This window comes from Pseudonocardia sp. DR1-2 (assembly GCF_023717215.1).
In the GTDB taxonomy this organism is placed as follows: domain Bacteria; phylum Actinomycetota; class Actinomycetes; order Mycobacteriales; family Pseudonocardiaceae; genus Pseudonocardia; species Pseudonocardia alni.
The window spans coordinates 1-18,570 of the sequence record NZ_JAMQOF010000002.1; the positions used below are offsets into that span (position 1 = coordinate 1).

At 75.0% G+C, this 18,570-nt stretch carries 20 protein-coding genes; 14 read left to right on the forward strand and 6 right to left on the reverse strand.

The features are described from left to right. Positions 1-939 precede the first annotated feature (939 nt). Both ND486_RS04665 and ND486_RS04670 read right to left on the reverse strand, forming a co-directional pair. The gene (locus ND486_RS04665) at positions 940-1,650 is read right to left on the reverse strand and encodes a hypothetical protein (RefSeq protein WP_251783013.1); all 711 of its coding nucleotides are present in this window, start codon (positions 1,648-1,650) and stop codon (positions 940-942) included. 87 nt (positions 1,651-1,737) lie between these two features. Beyond that, entirely contained in the window at positions 1,738-2,256 is a 519-nt protein-coding gene (locus tag ND486_RS04670) for a CvpA family protein (protein ID WP_062399769.1), read from the reverse strand. Positions 2,257-2,392: 136 nt separating this feature from the next. Between ND486_RS04670 and ND486_RS04675 the strand changes: the two genes are divergently transcribed. The 8 genes from ND486_RS04675 (at position 2,393) to ND486_RS04710 (ending at position 10,609) form a co-directional block, all read left to right on the forward strand. After that, positions 2,393-3,097, forward strand: coding sequence for a response regulator transcription factor (locus tag ND486_RS04675; RefSeq protein WP_251783014.1), 705 nt, complete (start codon positions 2,393-2,395; stop codon positions 3,095-3,097). Next, positions 3,094-4,563, forward strand: a complete 1,470-nt coding sequence (locus ND486_RS04680; RefSeq protein WP_251783015.1) for an ATP-binding protein — start codon at positions 3,094-3,096, stop codon at positions 4,561-4,563. Before ND486_RS04675 ends, ND486_RS04680 begins: the two co-directional genes overlap by 4 nt. Before the next feature lie 46 nt (positions 4,564-4,609). Beyond that, positions 4,610-5,764, forward strand: coding sequence for an AI-2E family transporter (locus ND486_RS04685; protein ID WP_251783016.1), 1,155 nt, complete (start codon positions 4,610-4,612; stop codon positions 5,762-5,764). Positions 5,765-5,882: 118 nt separating this feature from the next. After that, positions 5,883-6,557, forward strand: a complete 675-nt coding sequence (locus ND486_RS04690; protein WP_073575896.1) for a DUF4383 domain-containing protein — start codon at positions 5,883-5,885, stop codon at positions 6,555-6,557. Further along, complete coding sequence (locus ND486_RS04695) at positions 6,554-7,360, forward strand: DUF2071 domain-containing protein (protein WP_251783017.1); 807 nt, start codon at positions 6,554-6,556, stop codon at positions 7,358-7,360. Before ND486_RS04690 ends, ND486_RS04695 begins: the two co-directional genes overlap by 4 nt. Before the next feature lie 131 nt (positions 7,361-7,491). Further along, positions 7,492-9,141 (forward strand): PP2C family protein-serine/threonine phosphatase, encoded by a 1,650-nt coding sequence (locus tag ND486_RS04700; protein WP_251783018.1) that lies wholly within the window; start codon positions 7,492-7,494, stop codon positions 9,139-9,141. Continuing rightward, a complete protein-coding gene (locus tag ND486_RS04705) occupies positions 9,138-10,250 on the forward strand; it encodes a B12-binding domain-containing protein (RefSeq protein WP_251783019.1) in 1,113 nt (370 codons plus the stop codon). Before ND486_RS04700 ends, ND486_RS04705 begins: the two co-directional genes overlap by 4 nt. Then, on the forward strand, positions 10,247-10,609 hold the full coding sequence (locus tag ND486_RS04710; RefSeq protein ID WP_226364667.1) for an STAS domain-containing protein: 363 nt from the start codon (positions 10,247-10,249) through the stop codon (positions 10,607-10,609). Before ND486_RS04705 ends, ND486_RS04710 begins: the two co-directional genes overlap by 4 nt. A gap of 18 nt (positions 10,610-10,627) precedes the next feature. Here ND486_RS04710 and ND486_RS04715 read toward each other — a convergent pair whose 3' ends face one another. Further along, on the reverse strand, positions 10,628-11,587 hold the full coding sequence (locus ND486_RS04715) for a ring-cleaving dioxygenase (protein ID WP_251783020.1): 960 nt from the start codon (positions 11,585-11,587) through the stop codon (positions 10,628-10,630). A gap of 99 nt (positions 11,588-11,686) precedes the next feature. Here ND486_RS04715 and ND486_RS04720 point away from each other — a divergent pair, with 99 nt between their 5' ends. The 3 genes from ND486_RS04720 to ND486_RS04730 all read left to right on the forward strand — a co-directional run bounded on the left by ND486_RS04720 (position 11,687) and on the right by ND486_RS04730 (position 14,324). Next, entirely contained in the window at positions 11,687-11,851 is a 165-nt protein-coding gene (locus ND486_RS04720) for a hypothetical protein (protein ID WP_208826539.1), read from the forward strand. A gap of 35 nt (positions 11,852-11,886) precedes the next feature. Beyond that, entirely contained in the window at positions 11,887-12,432 is a 546-nt protein-coding gene (locus ND486_RS04725; RefSeq protein ID WP_178374752.1) for a Dps family protein, read from the forward strand. A 140-nt stretch (positions 12,433-12,572) separates the two neighbouring features. After that, a complete protein-coding gene (locus tag ND486_RS04730) occupies positions 12,573-14,324 on the forward strand; it encodes a BCCT family transporter (RefSeq protein WP_251783021.1) in 1,752 nt (583 codons plus the stop codon). A gap of 25 nt (positions 14,325-14,349) precedes the next feature. Here ND486_RS04730 and ND486_RS04735 read toward each other — a convergent pair whose 3' ends face one another. Genes ND486_RS04735 through ND486_RS04745 form a run of 3 tightly spaced genes read right to left on the reverse strand, consistent with a single transcriptional unit; the run spans position 14,350 to position 15,975 of the window. After that, entirely contained in the window at positions 14,350-15,069 is a 720-nt protein-coding gene (locus tag ND486_RS04735; RefSeq protein WP_251783022.1) for a metal-dependent transcriptional regulator, read from the reverse strand. Positions 15,070-15,098: 29 nt separating this feature from the next. Further along, a complete protein-coding gene (locus ND486_RS04740; RefSeq protein WP_251783023.1) occupies positions 15,099-15,653 on the reverse strand; it encodes a TetR/AcrR family transcriptional regulator in 555 nt (184 codons plus the stop codon). After that, entirely contained in the window at positions 15,646-15,975 is a 330-nt protein-coding gene (locus tag ND486_RS04745) for a multidrug efflux SMR transporter (RefSeq protein WP_062399751.1), read from the reverse strand. The genes ND486_RS04740 and ND486_RS04745 overlap by 8 nt, the downstream gene beginning before the upstream one ends. A gap of 117 nt (positions 15,976-16,092) precedes the next feature. Here ND486_RS04745 and ND486_RS04750 point away from each other — a divergent pair, with 117 nt between their 5' ends. From ND486_RS04750 to ND486_RS04760, 3 genes are all read left to right on the forward strand, one after another. Next, positions 16,093-16,974, forward strand: coding sequence for a nicotianamine synthase family protein (locus tag ND486_RS04750; protein ID WP_251783024.1), 882 nt, complete (start codon positions 16,093-16,095; stop codon positions 16,972-16,974). A gap of 103 nt (positions 16,975-17,077) precedes the next feature. Then, positions 17,078-17,503, forward strand: coding sequence for a DUF4383 domain-containing protein (locus ND486_RS04755; RefSeq protein WP_251783025.1), 426 nt, complete (start codon positions 17,078-17,080; stop codon positions 17,501-17,503). A 317-nt stretch (positions 17,504-17,820) separates the two neighbouring features. Beyond that, positions 17,821-18,567: a response regulator transcription factor gene (locus ND486_RS04760; protein ID WP_251783026.1), complete on the forward strand. Its 747-nt coding sequence runs from the start codon at positions 17,821-17,823 to the stop codon at positions 18,565-18,567. Positions 18,568-18,570: the final 3 nt, after the last annotated feature.

Below are 18,570 nucleotides of genomic sequence, written 5' to 3' on the forward strand. Positions count from 1 at the left end.
AGGAAGAAAGTTACGGCACGGTGTCCGGGGCCGTCAAACCGGGGGGTCCCCCGGGCGAACACCGGGCGTCGTCGCAGGTCACCGCGGTGGGCGGAGGCGAACTCCTGGTTACCGACACCCTCTCACCGGGCGATACCGGCGATCACCGATCTGTGTGACGCCGACCACGGTCTCTTCGCGATGGGTTGTCCACGTGGTCTTCTCGGTGGTCGGGCCACCATCCGTCCGGGTCTCGAATTGGCCCGTGACCTGCGCCGTCAGGGTGCTGTCGGGGTGCGCCGTCGGGTGGTCGTCCGGTATCGCCGTGGTCCGGTTCCGGCCGTCGGCCGGAACCCCGCCCCGCACGATGGCCCGTGGTCACGCCGTACGACGGCCCGTGGTGACGGTGCAGGTGCCCCGCTTCCGGCCCACCGTCGGATCCGGCCCGTCCTCCGCCGTCGCGATGCAGGACGTCCACAGCGGAGCGCCGGGGACGGCCCGGGCGATCGCCGGAACGGTCCTCCCGCGGGCGAACCCGGAGCGGCCTCGACCCCTGCGATCCCGGGCCGCGCAGGGCTCGGCCGCGTCGCTCCGGCCCCCACCGTCCCGGGCGGGTGGGGCTCCGTCCCGCCGTTCCGGCTCCCGGAGCCCCACCACGGACGGCGGGTGTTCCCCCGGATCGGCGCTCGACGGGCCGGACCACTCACCGATTTCTGGTCACGAAGACACGACGACGACCGGTCTGACCTGCGGGGACGACCGATGGTGGTGTCCGGGCCCGCGTCGTCACCGCATCAGGGGGGTATCCGTGCCCGTTCCGGCGCGTTGGTCCGTCGAGTGCTCCTCGTCGGATCCTGCAGCGCGTCGGGGGCGAATGCGCGACGCGATCCGACGAGGAGCACTCCCTTCTCCCCTCCCCCACGCGCGGCGACACCGGTCGGTGTCGCCGCGCGTACGGACTCACGGAGCGGCGGGAGCGGCCGGCGCCGCGGGAGCGGCGGACGACCCCGGGGCCGCGGGAGCGGCCGGGGCCGCGGGAGCGGCCGGGGCAGCGGGAGCGGCCGGGGCAGCGGCACCGCCCTGGCGCGGAGCCGTGACACCCGGAGCCGTCGCACCCGGGGCGGCCGGGGCGGCGCCCGGAGCGGGCGGCGTCGGGGCCCCGGCAGGCGGCGCGGGCGGAGTCGCGCCGTCCTGACCCGGCCCACCGGCCGGACCGCACGCACCAGGGCCACCGGGGCCACCGGGACCGGCACCGTCGGGGCCGCGGCCCGGACCACCGGTCTCACCACCGGGGCCACCGGAGCCGTCGGGCCCGCCGGGTCCACCGGGGCCGCGGCCGTCGGTGGCGACCGCCGTGCGGGCGGGGCCGTCGCCCGGCCCGGCGAACGCGGTCCCGACGATCAGGCCGCTCGCGGTGGCCCCGACGACCAGGCCGATCACGCCGGCCGCGACCGCGGGCAGCGCGGACCGGCGTCGCAGGGCGGCGAACCGGCGTCGTCGCGGAGGGTCACCCGCGTCGGAGGCGGCGGCCACCGTCCCCCCGCCGTGCACGCCGTCCCGGACGTGCGGTGTCGGGGTGTGGGCGGTGGGGGTCTCGTCGGCGGGGACCGGGGGCTGCCGGTCGGTGGGGCGGTCGTCGTCGTCGCGCGGGGTGCGGTTCTCGTCGTTCATGGTTCTCCTCGGACGGTGCCGTACCCGGAAGCGGGCAGCGGCGGGTCGCGGACCGCCGGACGGCGGACCGCTGGGGGTCGGGTGGGATCAGCCGGCGGGAGGCCGCGCGGCGTCGACGACGTCGCGGGCGGCGGACGTCGTCGCGGGCAGCAGCTCCGACACCGAGTCGACGATCCGGCTGCCGCCCAGGGACTGCGCGAGCGTCGTCACGGGGGCGAGCGCCTCGGCGCTCACGACCGCGGGGACCACCCACGAGACCAGCCAGATCACCAGCAGTGCGGTCACGGCACCGGTGACGGCGCCGACGATGCGGTCCAGGAAGGACAACCTGCCGCGGGCGAGCACCCGGCTGACCAGTCCGCCGAGGAACCCGCCGACCAGCGAGCCCAGCAGCAGGCCGGCGATCACCCCGACCAGGCCCCACAACCAGGCCGAGTCGGGGGTGTCGCCGTAGCGGGCCAGGTTCGAGCCCCAGGCCGCGCCGACGCCGGCACCGACCACGAGGCCGAGCAGGCGCCCGGCCCGGGCCACGCCGCCGAGGCGGCGGAACCCGCCGATCGCGGCGGCCACCACGATGATCAGGACGATCACGTCGAGCAGGGTCATCTCTTCCTCTCCGCGCCGCGGGCCGGGCGGCCCGTCGTCTCGGTGTCTGCCACGACAGTGCCCGCGGTACCTGAGACGGACCTGAAACCGGCGGGTCCTTCAGGTCCCCCTCAGCCTCGCGGCGCACCCTTGTCCCGTGAGCACACGCCAGGACGACGACAGCCGCGGCCCCACGACCCGGGTCCTGGTGCTCGAGGACTCCGACGCCATCCGCGAGTCCGTCGTGGACGCGCTGGCCGACGCCGGGCACGTGACCGAGGGCGTCGTCGACGGCGTCGCGTTCGAGGAGCGGCTCGCCGCGTTCCGGCCGGACCTCGTCGTCCTGGACGTGATGCTCCCCGGCGGGCGCGACGGGTTCGAGCTGATCGACGTCGTGCGTGGGCACGGGGATGCCGGGATCGTCATGCTCACCGCGCGCGACGCGCTGGCCGACCGGCTCCGCGGGCTCGACTCGGGCGCCGACGACTACGTCCTCAAGCCCTTCGCGCTCGACGAGCTCGTCGCCCGGGTCGCGGCGGTCCTGCGCCGCCGGGGCAGGCTGCCGTCCGCGGTGCAGGTGGGCGACCTCGTCCTCGACCCCGACGCCGCCGTCGCCTCCCGCGGGGGGACGGTGCTGGAGCTGTCCGCGACCGAGCTGCGGCTGCTCAGCTACCTCGCCGAGCAGCGCGGACGCACCGTGTCCAAGGCGCAGATCCTGCGCTCGGTCTGGGGCTACGACGCCTACGACCCCAACCTCGTCGAGGTCCACGTGTCGGCGCTGCGCCGCAAGCTGGAGGCACACGGTCCGCGGTTGCTGCACACCGTGCGGGGCCTCGGCTACTCGCTGCGCGGGCCGTCGTGAGCTCGGCCGCGCAGGCCCGCACCGCCACCCCGTCGCTGCGCCGCCGGGTCACCGCGGCGGTGCTCGGGGTGGTGGCGGTGCTGCTGGTCCTGGTGGTGGTGCTCGTCGACGTGCTGCTCGGGGCCCGCCTGGAGTCCGATCTCGACTCCCGGCTGCGGGACCGTGTGGTGCAGGCCCAGCAGCTGATCGCGGCGGGCGCCACCCCGGAGGAGCTGGTCACCGGGCTGTCCGGCCAGCAGATCCGGATCAAGGTGACCACCGCCGACGGGGAGGTCATGGGCGACCCCGGACTGAACGCGCCCGGAACCCCACCGCCGGCCCGCCGGCCGGACCGCGGCCCCGGTGGTGACCGCACCGACGACCCGGGCAGCCCGCCGGCCGCCCCGGTCCCGGCCGGACGCCCACCCGTCCCGCCGGACACCGGCAGCCGCACCGTGACCCTCGACGCCGGTGGCGGGGCGACGGTCGAGCTCGTCGCCGACGCCTCCGACGTCACCCAGGTCCGCAACGGCCTGCGCGCGGTGCTGGCCGGATCGGTGCTGCTGACCCTGCTCGTCGCGCTCGGTGCGGTGTCGTTCGTCGTGCGGACGGCGCTGCGCCCGCTGGACCGGATGACCGCGCTCGCCGGGCGGATCACCGCGGGCGAGCGCGACGCGCGGCTCCGGCCCGATCGCCCGCACACCGACCTCGGCACCGCGGCGGCGGCGATGGACGGCATGCTCGACGCCCTCACCGACGCCGAGCGGCGCTCCCGGGAGGAGGCCGAGCGGACCCGGGTGTTCCTCGCCGACGCCGCGCACGAGCTGCGGACACCGCTGTCCGGGATCACCGCCGTCGCCGAGACGCTGGAGCGGTCCGGGCCCGACGCCGACCCCGCCCGCCGCACCCGGCGCCTGGAGCTGCTGCTCGGCGAGACGCGCCGGGCCGGGCGGCTGGTCACCGACATGCTCGACCTGGCCCGCATCGACGGCGGCACCGCGGTGGCGGCACGGGAGGTCGACGTCGCCGGGATCGCGCGCGCCGAGACCCGGCGGGCCGCGGTGCTCGCGCCCGGCCTGACCGTCGACGGCGACGGGGAACACGCCGCGGTGCGCGCCGACCCGCAGGCGGTGTCGCGCATCCTCGCCAACCTGCTGGACAACGCCCGCCGGCACACCCCCGACGGCGGGCGGATCGAGGTCGTCACCCGGACCGACCGGGCGGCCGGGACCGTGTCGGTCTCGGTGCACAACACCGGCACCCCGATCGCCGACGGCGACCGCGAGCGCGTCTTCGACCGGCTCGTCCGGCTCCAGGACGCCCGCGACCGGGACAGCGGCGGCGCCGGGCTCGGCCTCGCGATCGCCCGCGGCCTGGCCCGCGCGCACGGTGGCGACCTCACCTGCCCGCCCGACGACGACGGCGCCACCTTCGTCCTCACCCTGCCCGTGACGGGCCCGGACGGCCCCGGCGGGCTACCGTCGTGACGTCACGCAACCGTCAGTCCGACACCGTCCGATCCGGGAGGCCGCGGTGACCGAGGAACCGCGGATCCCCCGGGGTCTGGTGATCGCGTCGAGCCTGGCCTGGCGCGGTCTCCTCGTCGCGACCGCCGTCGCCGTCGTGCTGTGGCTGATCGCGCAGCTCGCGGTGCTGGTCGTGCCGGTGGTGCTCGCGCTGATCCTGGCCGCGCTGCTCGCGCCGGTGGCCCGGATCGTGAACCGGGTCCCGATGGTTCCCCGCGGTCTGGCGACGGGTGTCGTCGTCGCGGGCGGGCTGGCGGTGGCGGTCGGGGTGCTGTGGTGGGCGGTCGCGGCGTTCCTCGACGGACTGCCGAGCCTGTCGGCGAGCATCGGGGAGACGGTCGTCGCGCTGCGGGACCGGCTGGCCGGGCCGCCGTTCCGGCTCGACGACACCCAGCTCTCGGCCGTCTTCCAGTCGCTGCTCGACACCTTGGCGCGCAACCAGGCCGCGCTGGCGAACAACGTGATCGGCGCCCTGGGGACCGCGGGCGAGCTGGCCGCCGAGACCCTGCTGATGCTGTTCGTGCTGATCTTCCTGATCCACGACGGGGCGCGAATCTGGCGGTTCGTCCTCGGCGCGGTCCCGCAGCACGTACGGCGGAGGGCCGACGTCGCGGGCCGGCGGGCGTTCGCGTCGCTGGTCGGCTACACCCGGGCGACGGTCGTCGTGGCCGCCGTCGACGCGGTGACCGCGGCGGTCGGCCTGTGGGTGATCGGGGTCCCGCTGGTCGTCCCGTTGGCCACGCTGATCTTCTTCGGCGCGTTCGTCCCGACCATCGGCGCCGTCGTCACCGGGATCGTGGCGGTGCTCGTCGCGCTCGCCTCCGGGGGCTGGGTGGACGCGCTGCTCGTGATCGGCCTGCTCGTGATCGTGCAGAACGTCGAGGGCTACATCCTCCAGCCGCTGCTGCTGGGCCGGTCGGTACGGCTGCACCCGCTCGCGGTGGTGCTGCCGATCAGCGCCGGGCTGATCGTCGGCGGGGTGCCCGGGGCACTGCTCGCGGTGCCGCTGGTGACCCTCGCCGACGCCGGTGTCCGCTCACTGCGCCGGCCCGGCGACGGGACGCTGCGCGACGCGGGCACCGTCGACCCGCTGGACCCGCGTTCGGCGCGGCCGCTGCGCGGCGAGGGCCCCGGGCCCGTCGCGCTCCCCGGTCCGGTCTGATCCGCAACCCGGATCCGGGTATCGAGACACGGCACACCTTCCCAGGTCAGCGCGGTTTGTCCGGGAAGGCGATCGGATATCCCCGGGGTGCCTCGCTCGACGAACGGAGGACGACGTCATGTCATCGATCGGGTCCGACGCACGCCGGCTGAACGGGTTGCACCGGATCAGCAGCCTGCTCGTCGGGATCATGCTCCTGGTGTTCGGGGTGCTGGGCTTCACGAACAACCTCGACTTCTTCTCCACCACCGGGTCGCCGGTGCTGGGGCTGTCCACGAACCTGCTGCTGTCGACCGTGTCGGTGGTCGTCGGCGCGGTGCTGGTCGGCGCCGCCGTCCGGGGCGGCCGGTTCGCCTCGACGGTCAGTGTGACCGTCGGCGCGCTGTTCCTGCTGTCCGGTGTGGTCAACGTGCTGCTCATCGGTACGCCGTACAACCTGCTGGCGTTCCGGATGCCGAACGTCGTGTTCAGCCTGCTCGTGGGCCTGGTGATGCTGGTCCTCGGCGCGTACGGGCGGTTCAGCGGCCGGCTGCCGTCGGACAACCCCTACGCGGCGGAGCAGAAGCACGTCGTCGACGCCGAGGGTGGCGACGACCGTGACCAGCGGCTGCCCGCCGGCGCCGCCGACATCGCCGCGGCCCGCTCCCTGGCCGACACCGAGCGGCTCGTCGCGAACGGTGGCGGGACCGAGGAGCAGCGCCGCATGCTCGCCGAGGTCGACGCCATCCGCGACACCGGTGAGCGCCGCGACGCGTGGAGGGCCCGCACCGAGCGCGGCGGCGCACCGGCGTGACCGGCCGCCGCACGGCACCGGGCCGGGACACCGCACCGGTGCCGCCCGGCGTCGCGCCCGAACCGGTCACCCCGGACCCGCCCGCCCCGGTCCGGCACCCGCTGCTGCACCAGTACTGGGCCGACGTGGTGTTCCTGCACTGGCGGGCCGACCCCGCCGCGGTGGCGCCACTGCTGCCGCCCCGGACCCGTCCGGACACCCACGACGGCGTCACCTGGGTCGGGCTCGTCCACTTCCGGATGCGGCGGCTGGGCTTCGGCCCGCTGCCCGGCCTGCCCTGGCTCGGCAGCTTCGCCGAGACCAACGTCCGGCTGTACTCGGTGGACGACGAGGGCCGCCGGGGCGTGGTGTTCCGTTCGCTCGACGCCGACCGGATGCTGCCCGTGCTCGCCGCCCGGGGTGTCGCGGCGCTGCCCTACGACTGGTCGCCGTCGACGGTGTCCGGGCGGGTCGCCGAGGGCGAGGAGATCGCCTACACCTGCACACGCCGCTTCCCCGGCCCGCGCGGTGTCTCCGCACGGACCCGGGTCCGCACCGGCGCCCCGCTGGCCGTCCCCGGGGACCTCGAGCACTTCCTCACCGCACGCTGGGCGCTGCACACCCGGCGTCCGCTGGGCACCGTCCGCTGGCGCAACGACCACCCGCGCTGGCCGCTCCACCACGCCGAGCTGCTCGAACTCGACGAGAACCTGGTCGCCGCGGCCGGTGCCGCGCCGCCGTCGGGCCCCCCGGACAGCGTCCTCGCCTCGCCCGGTCTGCCCGTCCGGTTCGGCGGCTGGCGCCGGGTCCGCGAGCACCGGTGAGGGGCACGCATCGCCGCCCCCGCGCCGCGCGCCCGGGATGAGGGCCTGTCGCGTACGCGGTACGGTAGGGCGTTCCGCGCCCCGGCCTCCCCGGGCGCCGACGACCGGCCCGCCAGGGGCCAGGAGCTGATGTGACCGAACTGGAGCCGACGACCGGCGACGCGACCGTGCTACCGGACGCGTCGCCCGTGGTCGACCGGCGCTGGGCCGATGCGCCGTGCGCCGCGCTCACCGTCGGCGCCGACGGCACGGTGCTGCAGGCCAACGGAGCAGCACGCGCACTGCTCCCCCGGGCCCGCACCGGGGACCCGCTGTCGCGGGTCGCCCCGTGGCTGGCCACCGCGGGTGGCGCCGACCGCGGCGTCCCCACCGCGTTCTCCGACATCGTCGACGGCCGCGCGCTGGAGGCCCAGCCCGTCCGGCACGAGGACGGCTCGGTCACCTGGTGGCTGATCGACGTCACCGACGTCCGGTCCATCCGCGACGAGCTGCACCTGGAGCAGGCCCGCGCCGCTTTCCTGTCCGAGGCCTCGGCCGCGCTCCTGGGCTCGCTGAACCTGGGTCGCTGCATGGAGGTCACCGCCCAGCTCGCCGTGAGCAGACTGGCCGACGGGGCGCTCGTGATGACCCCGGGCACCCGCGGGCAGTTCCAGGTCGTCGACGCCGTCACCGACGGCCCCGTCCGGCACCGGACACTGCGCATCGACCCGGACGAGGTCCCCGGCCTGGCCGAGGCCCTGCAGGGCTTCCCACCGGTCCCGTCGCGCTGGATCGACCCCGCCGTGGCCCCCGCCTGGGTGACGCCCGACGGGTTCGGCGAGGTCGGCTCGATCGTCGTCACCCCGCTGCCGGGGCACGGCATCCCGGCCGGCGCCATCGTGCTCCTGCGCCGCGCCGACACCGGGCCGTTCAGCGAGGGTGAGGAGGCGACCGCCCGCGAGTTCGCCGCCCGGTCCGGTCTCGCGATGTCCGCGGCCCGCATGTTCGCCCAGCAGGCCTCGATCACCGAGACCCTGATGCGCGACCTGCTGCCGCCGTCGCTGCAGCACGTCTCCGGGGTCGAGTTCGCCGGCGGCTACCGGCCCGCGCAGGACTCCGAGCGGGTCGGCGGCGACTTCTACGACGTCCACCCCGGCGCGGAGGGCTCCGGCGAGACCCTCGCCGTGCTCGGGGACGTGTGCGGCAAGGGCCTGGAGGCGGCCGTGCTCACCGGCAAGATCCGCAGCGCGCTGCACGCGCTGCTGCCGATGGCCGACGACCACCTGCGGCTGCTGCACCTGCTCAACAACGCGTTGCTCTCCGACGACCACGCCCGCTTCGTGACGCTGGTGCTGGCGTCGGTGTCGCGCAGCGGGGCCGACGTGCGCCTGCGGATCACCTGCGCGGGCCATCCGCCGCCGCTGATCATCCGCGCCGACGGCCGCGTCGAGGAGGCCGCGACGCTCGGCACGCTGATCGGGGCGCTGCCCGAGATCCACGCGTCGACCTGGGAGACCCGGCTCGGGCCCGGCGAGACCTGCCTGATGTTCACCGACGGCATCACCGAGGCCCAGGGCGGCCCGCTCGGGCGCGACCAGTTCGGCGAGGAGCGCCTGCGCCGCGCGGCCGCCGAGTGCGCCGGGATGCCGGCCGAGGCCGTCGTCGAACGGGTGCAGATGCTCGCCACCGAGTGGGTGGGGCGCAACTCCCACGACGACATGGCCGTCCTCGCGGTCACCGCTCCGCGCGGCCGGCACCTGACCGCGGTGGGTGGGTCGGGCCGGGGCAGGTACACCGCATGACGGCCGGGCACTACACCGACCTGCTCTGGGACGCGGTGCTGCGCGGCGACGAGTACAGCGCGGTCGACGTCGTCGTCGACGCGCTGCGGGACGGCCTGGAACCCGAGGCCGTGCTGCTCGAGGTGATCGGCGCGGTGCAGCAGCGGGTCGGGCTCGAGTGGGCGGCCAACCGCCTGTCCGTCGCCCAGGAGCACGCCGCGACCGCGATCAACGAGCGCGTGATCAGCACGCTGTCGCTGACCAGCGGGCGGCACGGCGGCGAGCGCGGCCGGGTGACCGTGGCCTGCGTCGACGGCGAGTGGCACGCGCTGCCCGCCCGGCTGCTCGCCGAGGTGCTGCGGCTGCGCGGGTTCACCGTCGACTACCTGGGCGCGCAGGTCCCCGCGGCGCACCTGGTCACCCACCTGCACCGGACCGGCCCGGACGCGGTGGCGCTGTCGTCGTCGATCGCGACCCGGCTGCCGACCGCGCACGCGACGATCACGGCCTGCCAGGCCGCGGGTGTCCCGGTGATCGTCGGCGGCCGGGCGTTCGGCACGGACGGCCGCTACGCCCGCCTGCTCGGCGCCGACGCCTGGGCCCCGGACGCGCGGACCGCCGCCGAGACCCTCGCCGACGGGCTGCCCGCCCCGGCGCACCCGCACGCCCAGCCGATGGACGACCTGCCGCACCTGTCCGACCAGGAGTACACGCTGGTCACCCGCAGTGCCCCGCGGCTGGTCGCCACGGTGCTGGACCGCCTGCCCGAGCGTGTCCCGGCGATGGCCGGATACGACGACGACCAGCGCCGGCACACCGCCGAGGACGTCCGGCACATCGTCGACTTCCTGTCCGTGGCGCTCTACACCGGTGACGCCGAGCTGTTCGAGCACTTCCTCGGCTGGACCGCCGAGGTGCTCGAGGCCCGGTCGGTGCCGGTGGCCGTCCTGCGGCCCGTCCTGGACCTGCTCGGCGACGAGCTGCGCGACTTCACCCGGGCGTCGGAGCTGCTGCGGCGCGCGACCACGTCCCCGGCGCTCACCGGAGGCGCGGGCACCCCCGTCCCGGCCGGCGCCGTCACCGAGGGCGCCGACTCCACGACACTGCACCGAACCGGAAGGCCCGCATGAGCGACCCGCGAGAGCTGTCCCTCACCTGGACCAGCCCCGCGCCGGACCTCGCGACGGTGGCGCCGGCCGGTGACCTCGACTACGCCACCTCCGACGCGCTCACCGACGCCGTCGCCGTGCTGCTGACGGACCGGCCCGGCCTGCGTGAGCTGCGGATCGACTGCGCCGGGATCGGCTACTGCGACTCCTACGGTCTGTCGTCGCTGCTGATGATCCGCAGGCGGACCCGGGCCGCAGGCGTCGAGCTGCACCTCGACAACCGTGCCGGTGCGCTGGAGCGGCTGCTGCGCGTCACCAACACCCTGGAGCACCTCACCGGAGCCGACGGGCCGGCCCGCGAGCAGCGGCTCGACACCTGAGCCGGCCGGCCCCCGCGGTCACCCCCGGTCGCGCAGCGCGGGCAGGTTCGCCTCGATCGTCGCCCGGTCCGGCTCCAGCCACGGCGGCAGCTTCAGCGCGCGGCCGAGTTCGAGCAGCGGCTCGTCGACGGTGAAGCCGGGCTCGTCGGTGGCGATCTCGAACAGCACACCGCCGGGCTCGCGGAAGTAGATCGACGTGAAGTACTGCCGGTCGAGGATCTCGGTGACCTCCAGGCCGCGGGCCACCAGCTCGGTGCGCCACTGCTGCTGGGTCGCCCGGTCCGCCACCCGGAACGCGATGTGGTGCACCGTGCCGCCGGCCTGCACCCCGTGCCCGTCGACGCCGCCGACCACGTCCACGGCCGTCGCGGTGTCCCCCGTGGTGCGGAAGCGGCTGCGGGCGCCGTCGTCGCCGGTGTGGGTCATGCCGAGGTCGGTGAGCATCCGCTGGGTCGGTTCGAGGTCCGCCTCGGACAGCGTCACCGCGTGCAGGCCGCGTACCGCGTGCTCGGCGGGCACGTCGCCGGCGCCGTCCCAGCCCGAGCGGGTGTCGCCGGGCGCGGCGACGAGGTCGATCACCAGCCCGTCGGGATCGCGCAGGGTCAGGACCTCCTCGGCACCCGACGACGCGTCCCGGGTGCGGGAGTCGTCGGCGTCGACGCCGAGCGCGGCGAGGTGGGTCTGCCACCAGCCCAGCGACTCCGGCGGCACGCCGAACGCGGTGGCGGTCGTCAGGCCGGCGCCCTGGCGGCCGGGCTCGACGTCGGGCCACGGGAAGAACGTGAGGATGGTGGCGGGACGGCCCGCCTCGTCGCCGTAGTAGAGGTGGTGGACCTGGGGCGCGTCGAAGTTCACCGTCCGCTTCACCAGCCGCAGGCCGAGCACGGTGGTGTAGAAGTCCACGTTGCGCTGCGGGTCCCCGGCGATCGCCGTGACGTGGTGCAGCCCGTGCGGGGTGACGGTCGTTCCGGGGGTCATCGCATCGCTCCTCGGGGTGGTCGCTTCCCCACCGGCTACCCGTTCCCGGGGCCGCCGACGCCGGACATGAAACCCGCCCGACCGGGGTACCCGGTCGTCATGACGACGCCCGAGAAGGACCAGCGCGGTCAGGACGAGCGCACGAGCCACCCGGTCCCGACCGAGCAGAGCGACACCCCGGTCGACGAGACCCCCGACGGCGACGGCGTCCACCTCGACGCCCAGCCCGTCGCGGACGACGACCCCCGCACTGCGGCGTCCTGAACTACGCACCCGTCACGGAAGGACTGCACAGAACCATGGCCACGATCCGTTACACCGTCCCCGGCCTCGAGCGCGGAGACGCCGAGCAGGTCGTCGACATCCTGCAGCACCGTCTGCACGCCCTGAACGACCTCCAGCTCACGCTCAAGCACGTGCACTGGAACGTCATCGGCCCGAACTTCATCGCGGTGCACGAGATGCTCGACCCGCAGGTGGACGCGGTCCGCGGGTTCGTCGACGACGTCGCCGAGCGCATCGCGACCCTGGGCGGCTCGCCCAACGGCACCCCCGGCGCGCTGGTCAAGGACCGCACCTGGGACGACTACTCGATCGGCCGCGACCAGGCGATCGCCCACCTCGGCGCGCTCGACGTGGTCTACACCGGGGTCATCTCCGACCACCGCACCCAGATCGAGAAGGTCGGCGCGCTCGACCCGGTGACCGAGGACATGCTCATCGCCCAGGCCGGCGAGCTGGAGCAGTACCAGTGGTTCGTCCGGGCGCACCTGGAGAACGCCGACGGCTCGCTGAACACGCAGGGCAACACGGGTGAGGCGGGCGCGGCCGACGCCGCGCGCTGATCCACCCGGCCGTTCGGCCCCCGAGGCCCGGTCCCGCCGTCGTGCGGGTCCGGGCCTTCGTCGTGCACTCGTCCGATATGACCGGAAAGGTTGAATCGTGATAGGTGTCGGCGTCGCACATCCACGTCGAGGGGGAACCAGTGATCGTCCGATACCTACGGGAGCACACCAGTCCTCCGGTCTTCGTCACCTCGGCCGTCCTGGCGGTGGCGTTCGTGTCGTGGGGGGTCCTCTCCCCGGCATCGCTCGGGTCGGTCGCGGACTCGGTGAACGCCTGGATCACGGACACACTCGGCTGGCTCTACATCTTCTCCGCGACCGGCTTCCTGGTCTTCGTGATCGTGCTGATGGCCTCGCGGTACGGACGGGTGAAGCTCGGTCCGTCGGACTCGACGCCGGAGTACGGCACGGTCTCCTGGTTCGCGATGCTGTTCACCGCGGGCATGGGCATCGGCCTGGTGTTCTACGCGGTGTCCGAGCCGATCTCGCACTTCACCGCGCCGCCCACCGGGGACGGCTCGTCGCCCGAGGCCGCGCGGAACGCGATGCTCTACACGTTCTTCCACTGGGGCCTGCACCCGTGGGCGATCTACATCGTGCTCGGCCTGTCACTGGGCTACTTCGCGTTCCGCAAGGGCCTGCCGCTGCGCCCGGCGGCCGCCCTGTACCCGATCCTGAAGGACCGGATCAACGGCTGGCCCGGCTACCTCGTCGACGTCATCGCGGTGTTCGGCACGCTGTTCGGCCTGGCCACCTCGCTCGGCATCGGCGCACAGCAGGTCGCGGCCGGTCTCGACGCCGTCTTCGGCTGGGAGAACACGACCACGCTGCAGGTCGTGCTGATCGCGGCCATCACCGCGATCGCGATCACCTCGCTGATGCTCGGGCTCGACAAGGGCATCCGGCGCCTGGCGCTGATCAACCTGTGGCTGGCGCTCGCGCTGATGCTGTTCGTGTTCTTCTTCGGCCCCACCCGTGACCTGCTCAACAGCCTCGCCTCCAACATCGGCACCTACGTCCAGGAGGTGCCCGGCCTGTCGTTCGAGACCTTCACCGACGGCGGCAACGGCACCGCGGCGGAGTGGCAGAGCTCGTGGACGCTGTTCTACTGGGGCTGGTGGATCTCGTGGTCGCCGTTCGTCGGCATGTTCCTGGCCCGGATCTCCTACGGCCGCACCATCCGCAACTTCGTCGCCGGCTGCCTGTTCGCACCGGTCGGCGCGTCGATGGTGTGGCTGACCGTCTTCGGTGACAGCGCGCTGGAGCTCGTGCAGGCCGACCCGGCCGACCCGCTCGCCGAGGCGGCACCCGAGACCGCCATCTACGTGCTGCTCGCCCAGCTGCCGGTGCCCGAGTTCGTGGTCCTGCTGGCGTCGCTGCTGACGATCTTCGTGGTCGTGCTGTTCTTCGCGACCTCGTCGGACTCCGGCTCGCTGGTCGTCGACATCCTCACCAACGGCGGCGACCCGAACCCGCGCTGGCAGCAGCGGCTGTTCTGGGCGGTACTGGAAGGCGTGATCGCGGCGGTGCTGCTCACCGCGGGCGCGGTCGCCGGCACCGATGCGCTCTCGGCGCTGCAGACGGCGTCGATCGTGGCCGGTCTCCCGCTGGGGATCGTGCTGGTCCTGATGGCCGTCGGGCTGACCCGGGCCCTGCGCGACGAGCGGTTCGTCGTCGCGCTGCCGGTCGAGCCGTCACCGGCCCAGGGGCTGCGCGAGAGCAGCAGGCGGAGCACGTCGTCGTCGGAGAACGGGGAGGGGATCACCGGCTCCCACACCGAGCCCGAGACCCACGACCCGCTGCTCTCGGAGACGGCGGTGGCCGAGTTCGCGACGACCCGGGCCGCGCCGCCGGACTCCGGCGGGGAGCGTTCCGGCCGCGACCAGGACTGACCCGCGACGCCCGGGCGGGGCCGGCTCAGTCCGAGCCGGCCCCCTCGGCGGCGCCCACCCACAGGGCCATCGCGAGCGTCGGGCCCCACTCGTGCTCGGCCTCGCCCGGGGCGGGGCGGGCCTGCTCGCGGGAGCGGCGCAGCCGCACCACGAACGGTCCCTCGAAGGGCTTGCGGGCCAGCAGGTCCACCCGGTCGCCGAGCCGGACGTCGTGCGCGTCGAGGAAACGGAGCACCTCGGGGTCGGTGTCGTCGACGCGCACCAGGGTGCCGCCCTCGCCGTAGCGCAGGTCCGGCAGCCGGCGGGCGTGGACCACGGGCATCGTGCCGTCACGGGCCGGGATGGGGTCGCCGTGCGGGTCGAACCGCGGGTGCCCGAGCCGGGTGTCGATCCGGTCGAGCAGCCGGTCGGAGACGGCGTGCTCGAGCGCCTCGGCCTCCTCGTGCACCTCGTCCCACGCCAGGTCCAGCTCGGTGACCAGGAACATCTCCAGCAGCCGGTGCCTGCGCACCACGGCGAGCGCGGACACCCGCCCGGCGGCGGTGAGCGTGATCCCGGCGTAGCGGGCGTGGTCGACCAGCCCGGCGTCGACGAGCTTGCGCACCATCCCCGACGCCGACGGCGACGAGACCCGCAGCCGCTCGGCCAGCGCGGAGACCCCGACCGACCCCTCCCACCGCTCCGAGAGCAGGAAGATGGTCTTCAGGTAGTTCTCCACGGACTCCGAGAGGCGCTCCGCGCTCATGCCCACCACGGTATCCCGGCGACGGCGGCTCAGGCGGTCCCGGCCGCGCAGAGCCGGGTCAGGAGGGCGGGGTCGACCGGTGAGCCGAGGGCACCGCTCAGGGTGAGCCCGTTGACCGCGGCGGCCAGCAACGCACGCCGGTCGGCGTCGTCGGGCAGGAGCCGGGCGGCGGCCGCGGCGAGCGCGACGTCCCAGCGGTCCAGCTCACCGCGCAGGTCCGGTCGCCGCGCGGCCAGCAGGAACAGCTCGTACTCGGCGATCGCGGTGACCCGTTCCTGACGGACGCAGTCCTCGACCAGCGCGACGAGGTCACCCGGGACGGTGACCGCGTCGAGCCGGGCGATCCAGCGGTCGTTGACGGCGGTGAGCGTCGCGACCAGCAGCGCGTCGACACTGCGGTGGTAGTAGAAGACCGCGCTGGGCGGCACGCCGGCCTCCGCGGCGACCGCGCGCTGGCTGACCGCGGCGACCCCGCCGGCGCCGACCAGCCGCAGCGTGGCCCCGACCAGCTCGCGGCGGCGCCGGTCCCCGCGGCGGCGGCGACCGTCGGCCCCGGAGGTGTCCCGGCCGCTCGCGTCAGGCATGCGCGGTCGCGCCGCCCAGCTCCAGGGCGAGCACCCCGGCGATGACGAGCGCGATCCCGCCGAGCTGGACCCACGTCAACGACTCACCGAGGAAGAACACCCCGATCAGCGCGACGAGCGCCACCCCGGCCGCGGCCCAGGTTCCGTAGGCGATCCCGAGCGCCATCCCCCGGCCGAGCGCCTGGGACAGCGACCAGAACGCCAGCCCGTAGCCCACCACCGTGATCATCGACGGCACCAGCCTGCTGAAACCCTGCGAGAACCGCAGCGCCACCGTTCCGGTGACCTCGGCGCCGATCGCGAGCGCGAGCCAACCCCACATCGCCGGACTCCTCCCCCTCTGTCCGTTCCCTTCCACATTGTAGAGCGTTCGCTCAGCTTTCCCGCCACCCGGACGACCGAGCACGAAATGGTTGTCATTGGCTTACGGTGGATCATCGTGACCACGCAGAGCAGTCGGACGACCGCGCCCGGTTTCCCCGCACCCCGCCGTCCCCGCGACTCCGTCGCCGCCGTCGCGACCCGCCTCGTGGACCTGCGACGGCGCCTGGAGCGCACCGACCTGCGCCCCGCCCCGGACACCGACGCCGCGTTCGGCGAGCTCGTCGGGCTCTGCTGCTTCCCGCCCGCCGGCTGCACCGAGGGCGTCCTGGAGCAGGTCGCCCCGCACTCGAACGCCCTGCGGACCCTCGCCGCGACCGGCGAGGGCCACATGGAGAACCACTGGGCGGGCCGGATCGCCGCCGCCCCCGACCCGCGGGCCGAGCTGGACCGGTTCCCCTACCTGGGCAACTATCACGACCTCGTCCGGCTGGAGCTCGCCGCGCTGACCGCCGTCGGGCTGCCCGCGCCGCGGCGCGTCGTCGTGCTCGGGTCGGGGCCCCTGCCGCTGACCGGCCTGGTCCTGGCCACCGGGCACGGCGCGCAGGTGCTGCACGTCGACCGGGACCGGGCGGCCGTCGCCGCGGGGGACGCGGTCACCGCGGCCCTCGGGGCGGACGGGCGGGTCCGCAGCCTGGTCGCCGACCTCGACGACCCGCAGCTGTCCCCCGCGCTCGCCGACGAGCTGGGCCGGGCCGACCTCGTGCTCGTCGGGGCCCTGGTCGGTCCGGACGCCGCCACCAAGGCCGCCATCACCGCCCGGCTGACCAGCGCGACCGGGCCCGGCACGACCCTGCTCGTGCGGTCCGCCGCGGGGCTGCGGACCCTGCTCTACCCGGAGATCGTCCCGGCCGACCTGCCTGCACTCGAGGTACTCCTCGAGGTGCACCCGCGCACCGACGTCGTCAACTCCGTCCTGGTGGCCCGCGCCGCCACGTGAGGTGCGTCGCTCCCGCGGTTCGGAGCGCCTCCGGCCGGGCAACCGGACCCCGACGAGGGGCGCAGCGACGCGCCGGAGGACGACGGACCGAGGAGGTCGGGACATGATGCGGACGACGGGCGGGTTCTCCCGGCCCTACACCCCGGTGCAGCCGGTCGCGGCGGCGTTCGCCGCGGCGTTCCTGCTGGTCGGAGCCCTGGGCTTCGTCCCGGGCGTGACCTCCGGTGAGCTCGCCGTACTGCCCGGTGCGGGTACCGCGGTGCTTGCCGGGCTGCTGCCGGTGTCGGTGCTGCAGAACGTGCTGCACCTCGTCACCGGCCTGGCCGGACTGGCCTCGGCGCGCTCCGGTGCCGCGTCGCGGGTGGTCCTCGTGGCCGGTGGCGCCGTCGCGCTGCTGAGCGCCGCCGTCGCCCTGGACGCCGTGGGCGCGGCCCTGGTGGTCGTCGCCGTCGCGATGGTCGGCTGCGCGACACTGCTGCGCGGCCGTCCCGTGGTGCGCCCGGCCCGCCGCGGGGCAGCCGCGGCCTGAGACCTGGACGGGGCGTGACCCCCGTGGTCCGATGGCGGTGTGTCCGACACACCGTCCGCCGGGCCCCCGGTCACCGGACGACACCCCGACCACGGCCACGAGGCCGAGGTCGGCGACCCGGTGTGCTGGCTGGACCGGCTCTGCCCGGACTGCGGGGCGATGCCCTCGCCCACCGACGACGGCGGGCCGCCGCAGACCTGCTGGCGCTGCGGCGCCGCCGTCACGCACCCGTCGGGCTTGCGATCGCCTGACGATCATGCCGGGCCCGGCGCCCGGGTCGACGGGAGCGGTCCGGATCCGGTGGAATCGCCGTCATCATGAGCGAACAGGGCCGGACCCGGGTGCTGCTGGTCGACGACGACGTCCGGATCGGGCGCGCGCTCGGCCTCGCCCTGGGCGACGAGGGCGTCGACGTCGACGCGGTCCACACCGGCGAGCAGGCCCTGGTCAGTGCCGCCCGCCCGGACGTCGACCTCGTGCTGCTGGACCTCATGCTGCCGGGCATCGACGGCCTCACCGTCTGCCGGCGGCTGCGCGAGACCGGTGACCTGCCGATCATCATGGTGACCGCGCGCTCCGACTCCGCCGACGTCATCGCCGGGCTGGAGGCGGGCGCCGACGACTACGTCACCAAGCCCCTGGTGGCCGGGGAGCTGGCCGCCCGCATCCGGGCGCTGCTGCGCCGGCGACGTCCGGCCCCGGCGGCACCGCGCCGGATCACCGTCGGCGACGTCGAGCTGCGACCGGACGAGGGCACCGTGTTCCGCGACGGCGCCCCGGTGCACCTGACCCGCACCGAGTTCCGGCTGTTCGCCGAGCTCGCCGCGGCGGGCGGGCGGATCGTGACCCGCGACGAGCTGCTGTCGCGGGTGTGGGGTTACGAGTACCACGGCGACACCCGGCTGCTGGACGTCCACGTGCGACGGCTGCGGCGCAAGGTCGAGCTCGACCCGGACCGGCCGGTCCTCGTGCTGACCGTGCGCGGCGCCGGGTACAAGGTCGGCGACGCCGGACCGGACGCCGCGCTGCCGGGCGCCGCCCCCGCCTCGGGCCGCGGCGGGTGAGCG